This is a genomic window from Thermoanaerobacter mathranii subsp. mathranii str. A3, from assembly GCF_000092965.1.
Taxonomy (GTDB): Bacteria; Bacillota; Thermoanaerobacteria; order Thermoanaerobacterales; family Thermoanaerobacteraceae; genus Thermoanaerobacter; species Thermoanaerobacter thermocopriae.
Genome location: NC_014209.1, coordinates 2,299,605 through 2,306,092 on the forward strand (window position 1 = coordinate 2,299,605; position 6,488 = coordinate 2,306,092).

The 6,488-nt window shown below is 32.4% G+C and carries 8 protein-coding genes; all 8 read right to left on the reverse strand.

Annotated elements, in window-relative coordinates:
* Nucleotides 1–2: 2 nt before the first annotated feature.
* Nucleotides 3–725, reverse strand: a complete 723-nt coding sequence (rsmG, locus tag TMATH_RS11370) for a 16S rRNA (guanine(527)-N(7))-methyltransferase RsmG (RefSeq protein ID WP_013151055.1) — start codon at nt 723–725, stop codon at nt 3–5.
* A complete protein-coding gene (gene mnmG, locus TMATH_RS11375; RefSeq protein WP_013151056.1) occupies nt 706–2,607 on the reverse strand; it encodes a tRNA uridine-5-carboxymethylaminomethyl(34) synthesis enzyme MnmG in 1,902 nt (633 codons plus the stop codon). Before mnmG ends, rsmG begins: the two co-directional genes overlap by 20 nt.
* 8 nt (nt 2,608–2,615) lie before the next feature.
* Nucleotides 2,616–3,998 (reverse strand): tRNA uridine-5-carboxymethylaminomethyl(34) synthesis GTPase MnmE, encoded by a 1,383-nt coding sequence (gene mnmE / locus TMATH_RS11380; RefSeq protein WP_012996277.1) that lies wholly within the window; start codon nt 3,996–3,998, stop codon nt 2,616–2,618.
* A gap of 92 nt (nt 3,999–4,090) precedes the next feature.
* Nucleotides 4,091–4,711 (reverse strand): RNA-binding cell elongation regulator Jag/EloR, encoded by a 621-nt coding sequence (jag, locus tag TMATH_RS11385; RefSeq protein WP_013151058.1) that lies wholly within the window; start codon nt 4,709–4,711, stop codon nt 4,091–4,093.
* Nucleotide 4,712: 1 nt separating this feature from the next.
* A complete protein-coding gene (locus TMATH_RS11390) occupies nt 4,713–5,333 on the reverse strand; it encodes a YidC/Oxa1 family membrane protein insertase (RefSeq protein WP_013151059.1) in 621 nt (206 codons plus the stop codon).
* A gap of 17 nt (nt 5,334–5,350) precedes the next feature.
* On the reverse strand, nt 5,351–5,560 hold the full coding sequence (yidD, locus tag TMATH_RS11395; RefSeq protein ID WP_013151060.1) for a membrane protein insertion efficiency factor YidD: 210 nt from the start codon (nt 5,558–5,560) through the stop codon (nt 5,351–5,353).
* Nucleotides 5,557–5,907: a ribonuclease P protein component gene (gene rnpA, locus TMATH_RS11400; RefSeq protein ID WP_012996281.1), complete on the reverse strand. Its 351-nt coding sequence runs from the start codon at nt 5,905–5,907 to the stop codon at nt 5,557–5,559. The genes yidD and rnpA overlap by 4 nt, the downstream gene beginning before the upstream one ends.
* Before the next feature lie 36 nt (nt 5,908–5,943).
* Nucleotides 5,944–6,078, reverse strand: coding sequence for a 50S ribosomal protein L34 (gene rpmH / locus TMATH_RS11405; RefSeq protein ID WP_012996282.1), 135 nt, complete (start codon nt 6,076–6,078; stop codon nt 5,944–5,946).
* Nucleotides 6,079–6,488: the final 410 nt, after the last annotated feature.

Here is a 6,488-nt window from a genome sequence, read left to right on the forward strand (position 1 = left end):
GTTTATAAAGGAGATCTTTGTATAGCATTTGCTCTTCTAGGATATTTTGTCGGACATTTATCTACTTTTTTAATAATTATCAAATGATGAACTATATCGCTATAAGGAAGTCTGATTTCCATAACTTCCTCGATTTTCCCTTTCAATTCTCTCAAAGCTTTTTGAGTATTTTCTATTTCCTCTTCAATCTCTCTTCCTTTTAAAGCAATAAAATAACCCTCTACTTTTACAAAAGGAAGAGTATATTCCAATAAAATATTTAAAGGTGCAACAGCTCTTGCCACGGATAAATCAAATTGTTCTCTATATTTTATGTCTTTTCCTATATCTTCAGCTCTTCCGTGAATTAATTCTATTTCATTTATATCCAATTTATTTATAACTTCTTCTAAAAAAGTAATTCTTTTTTTAGAAGAATCTAAAAGAGTAGCTTTTAATTTAGGAAACACAATTTTTAAAGGAATAGAAGGAAAACCAGCGCCTGTACCAACGTCTATAATTTTTTCTTCTCCTTTTATTTTACCACTCTTAACCACAGATAAGCTATCTAAAAAATGCTTAATCACAACTTCACTTTCTTCTGTAATTGCTGTTAAATTCATTTTTTTATTCCATTCCAATAAAAGAGAATAATATTTATGGAAATGTTCCACATGGAACATTTCCATAAATATACCTAACTTCTTAGCCCCATCAATTAGCATATCAACCGATTTGTTTTTCATCGCTTTTATTTCTCCTTAACTGCTCCATGTAAATTAAAAGCACAGAAATATCAGCCGGCGAAACTCCTGAAATACGCGAAGCCTGTCCAATTGAAGTAGGTCTTATTTTTGTCAATTTCTCTTTTGCTTCATTGCTCAAACCAGGAATTTGATAATAATCAATATTTTCTGGAATCTTTTTGTTTTCTAAAGCTTTAAAGTGTTCAATTTGTCTTAGTTGTTTTAATATATATCCTTCATATTTAATATTTATATCTATTTGTTCAGCCACACTTTCTAAAATATCATCGGGTCTTTGTTTATCTAAAAATTTAGTAGACTTATAATCAATTTCAGGTCGCTTTAGCAAAGTATAAAGGTCAACTCCTGTAACCAAAGGAGTACTTCCTCTAGATATGAGAAAATTATTGACTTCCTCAGAAGGCTTTATCACAACTCCAGCAAGTCTTTTCATCTCTTTTTCTAACTGGATCTTTTTCTTTAAAAACTTTTCATATCTTTCTTCTGTTACAAGACCTATCTCATAACCTAACTCTGTCAATCTTAAATCTGCGTTATCTTGTCTTAACAGAAGTCTATACTCTGCTCTCGAAGTGAGCATTCTATAAGGCTCATTTGTACCTTTTGTTACTAAATCATCAATCAATACTCCTATATAAGCTTGAGACCTATCCAAAATTACAGGAGGTTTGTTCAAAAGCTTCATGGCAGCATTTATTCCCGCCATTAAACCTTGAGCAGCTGCTTCTTCATATCCAGATGTGCCATTGACTTGTCCTGCAAAATACAGCCCTTCAATTTTTTTAGACTCTAAAGTAGCTTTTAATTGCGTTGGGTCTATACAGTCATATTCAATAGCATAAGCTGGCCTCATCACTCTTACATTTTCAAGGCCTGGAACAGTCCTCAAAAATTCCAATTGTACATCTTCAGGCAAACTGGAAGACATGCCTTGTACATACATTTCATAAGTATTTAATCCTTCTGGTTCAATAAAAATTTGATGCCTCTCTTTGTGAGGAAACTTTACTACTTTATCTTCAATAGAAGGGCAGTATCTTACTCCTACACCTGTTATCTCACCACTAAAAAGAGGAGAACGGTCAATATTCGCCATGATTATTTCATGAGTTCTTTTATTAGTATAAGTAAGCCAACAGGGCAACTGCTCTATTTCAATTTTATCATGCATATAAGAAAAAGGAGTAATTACTTCATCCCCCGGCTGCATTTCCATTTTGGAAAAATCAATACTTCTTTTATCAACTCTTGCAGGAGTACCCGTTTTAAATCTCATCAATTTAAAGCCCAATCGTTTTAAAGTCTCAGAAAGTTCATTAGCCGGAAAAAGCCCACTAGGTCCACTTTCAAAACTTACATCACCAATTATAACTCTTCCTTTTAAAAAGGTACCTGTAGTAATAATACAAGCCTTACATTTATATATCGCGCCTAATTTTGTCACAACTCCCGTGACTTTATTGTCTTCTACCAAAATATCTACAATTTCCGCCTGTTTTATATCAAGGTTTTGCTGTCTTTCTAAAGTATACTTCATGTTTGCTTGGTAAAGCTTCTTGTCAACTTGTGCCCTCAAAGACCTTACAGCAGGACCTTTACTAGTATTTAAAGTGCGGATTTGTAGTAGTGATTTGTCTGTATTTATAGCCATTTCCCCACCTAAAGCGTCAATTTCTCTCACCAACTGAGACTTTGCAGGGCCTCCAATAGAAGGATTGCAAGCCATCAAAGCAATAGAATCTAAATTTACAGCAAAACCTACTGTTTTAAGACCCAACCTTGCACAGGCAAGAGCAGCTTCACTGCCCGCATGTCCCAACCCAACCACTGCAACATCGTATTCACCTGCAATAAAACTCATACTTTCACCTACTTTCCTACACAAAATCTTTCAAAAATTTCATTTATTAAATCCTCAGTTGCCGTCTCACCAGTAATTTTACCTAATTGGTCAAGAGCTGCATTTAAATCAATTGTAATTAGGTCTTCACTATACCCCATTTCGATAGCTTTAACACAGCTTTCCATATATTTTTTAGCATTGATAAGGGCTTCTTTATGCCGCGAATTTATTATTATTTCTTCTTCTCTTAAATTTATGTCTCCTCTAAAAACTAAATCATAAATGGCGTTTTCTAATTTTTCTAATCCAATTCTTTCAACAGTTGAAACCTCTATTATTATACCATCTTTAATAAGACTTTTTAATTTACTTTCGTCAATTTTTTTAGGTAGATCTATCTTATTCAACACAAATATAATGTTTTTTTCTGTTAAAATGTCAAAAATCTGGTAGTCTTCTTCAGACAACTCTCGTGAAGCATCCAGCACAAACAATATCAAATCTGCTTCAGCCAAAACCTCTTTGCTTCTCTCAACTCCTATTTTTTCCACTAATTCGTCTGTATCTCTAATTCCTGCTGTATCAATAAGCTTTATTGGAATACCTTTTACATTAATATATTCTTCAATAATATCCCTGGTGGTCCCTGGTATATCTGTGACAATAGCTCTATTTTCTTTTAATAAGGCGTTTAAAAGAGAGGATTTACCAACGTTTGGTTTACCAATTATGGCAGTTTTAAGTCCTTCTCTTATAATCCTTCCACTTTCAGAAGATACAATGAGCTTATCGATATCTTCCACTATTTCCTTGGCAGTTTCTAACATTTCTTTTCTTTCTAGTTCCTCCACATCCTCTTCGGGAAAATCTATTAAAGCTAAAAGATGGACTAGCAGCCCCATAATTTTATCTTTCATCTCTTTTATTCTACTTCCAACATATCCAGCCAACTGCTTCTGAGCGTATTTATTAGCAAGCATAGTCTTAGCAGTAATTATATCTATCACTGCTTCGGCCTGAGATAAATCAATTCGCCCATTTAAAAATGCTCTTTTTGTAAATTCCCCTGGTTCGGCTAAACGAGCACCCTGTTTTAACACTAATTCTAAAATTTTAGAGGTAATTACTATTCCTCCATGACAATTTATTTCAACTATATCCTCTCTTGTATAGGTATTTGGTTTTTTCATGATAGATACTAAAACTTCATCATATATCTCTTGTGTTTCAGGGTCTACTATATGTCCATAATGTAAAGTATGGCTTTTTACCTTTTTTATATCTTTAGCTTTATAGGGTTTAAAAATTTTTGAAATTATCTCTAAAGCATCATCTCCACTTATTCTAACTATTCCAATTCCTGCTTCCCCTGGAAAAGTAGAAATAGCTGCAATTGTATCAAAAGCCATTTTCATCACCAACCAAAAAATTATCTTATAAAATAATATACCAATATTTTTGGCTTTTCAATCAAAATATAAAAAAACCCCTTGACAGGGTATTATTTTAAAGCTATTATGACTCTTCTGTTAGGCTCCTCTCCTTCACTATACGTCTCTACATAAGGATGGTCCTGCAAAGCCATGTGAATTATTCGCCTCTCATTAGGACTCATGGGCTCCAACTCAACGCTTTCCTTTGTCTCCATTACTTTTTTGGCTAATTTTTTTGCAAGCCTAATTAAAGCCTCTTCCCTTCTTTTTCTATAATTTTCTGCATCTAATATAATCCTTCTATATCTATCATACCCTCTATACTTGCTGGCAACAACATTTACAAGATATTGCAATGAATCTAATGTCTCTCCCCGATGTCCTATAAGCAATCCCACGTTTTTTCCATGTAAATTAAACTTTATGGTATTCTCATTTTCTTCTATGTCAAATTTCACATCGAGCTTCATTGCTTCAATTACTTGCTGTAAAAAATTTTTAGCACTTTCTTTTATTACATCTTTTAAAATCACTTTAACTATTGCCTGTTTGCTTATAAGGCCCAGAAAACCTTTACCCCCTTCATCCAACACTTCCACTTCTACCATTTCTCTCGGCACACCAAATTCCTGCAAGGCAAGATTTACAGCTTCTTCCACTGTCTTGCCTGTCCTTATAAGCTCCTTCAATTTATGATTCCCCCTTAGCGGTATTGGTCTCTCTCATAAAAATATACTGCTGCACTATCTGAAATATATTACTTGTAACCCAATATATTCCTATCCCTGCCGGCAAAGAAACAGTTATCCATCCTATAAAAATTGACATCATTATATTCATAGAATTTTGACTTTTGTCTGTTGCTACCATTGCAGAAGATATATAAGTAGTCACCGTAGCCAAAATAGGGATTATATAATAAGGATCTCTTTCTGCAAGGCTATGCATCCATAAAAAAGATGCAGTCGAAAATGCTGGATAAGTTCGAAGCATTGCAAAAAGGGGCCACAATATTATCAAAGGTAATAGCATAGGTAAACATCCACCAAAAGGATTTACTTTTTTCTCTTGATACAATTTCATTGTTTCTATATTTAATTTTTGAGGGTCTTTAGCATACTTCTTTTGAAGTTCTTGTATAAGAGGTTGTATTTCTTTCATCTTTTTCATCGTATTCATTTGCTGCACATAAAAAGGCAAAAGTAGTATCCTAATTAAAATAGTGAAAATAATTATAGCAATGCCATAATTCCCTACATATTTATATATAAACTCTAATAATTCTCCTAAATACATAGCAATTGTTGCCATAATATACCTCCAAAAATTTATTTTACAGGGTCATATCCCCCCGGATTAAAGGGATTGCACCTTAAAATCCGCCAAACTGACATAATTCCACCCTTCAAAAGTCCATACTTTGATATTGCTTCTATAGAATATTGAGAACAAGTTGGGTAAAATCTACAGCTCCTTGGCTTCATAGTCGAAATATATCTTTGATACAACTTAATTAAAAAAATAATAACATTTTTCATTTTTCATTCCCCGCATAAAGAGGTGTTTTCATAATTAATTTTCTCATGGAACTTTTTAAAGTGTGAAAATCGGCCTCAACAATTTTTCCTCTCGCCACAAAAATTATATCAAACCCTTTTTTTATCTCAATATCTAAAAGTCTAAAACTTTCATGTAAAAGCCTTCTAACTCTATTTCTTACCACACTTTTACCTATTTTTTTACTCACTGAATAGCCAACTCTATTAAAGCCTAAATTATTCTCCATATAATACATTACAACAAACTGATTAGCAGTAGATTTACCATTTGAATAAACCTTTTTAAATTCATAACTCTTTTTAATTTTTACAACCTTATTACTCATTTATACCTCCGGATTGTAAAAAAGGCCCCAAAGGCCTCACGCTGTCAACCTATGTCTACCTTTTTGTCTTCTTCTCTTTAAAACATTTCGACCACTTTTGGTAGACATCCTCTTTCTAAAACCGTGTACTTTTTTTCTACGTCTTTTTTTGGGTTGATAAGTGCGAAGCATTGGTACACCTCCTAAAACCTAAAAATGCTATAAAAATTATAACGTTAATTACTGAGTATGTCAACAAGTCTTTTGAAATAAAAAAATTATCAACAACTTAAAAATTATCTACATTAAACTGTAGACAAAATTATTTTTCTTATTGATAATCTGTTGATAATTTGTTATTATAAAATTAAACTGTTGATAACTTAAATAAATTGTAGCCACAAAAATAACAACTTATTCACAGGTTGTTGATAAATTTGTGGATAAGTTGTTATTTACATGTTAGTTTCTTTATTCATTACATTTATAATACGGGTATTTTAATTTTTTTATCCGTTTTTTTTATCAAAACATAACTTATCAACAATATGTGCAAATAGACTTATATAATAATTATCAAACCAAAAAATCCACAAAATTAA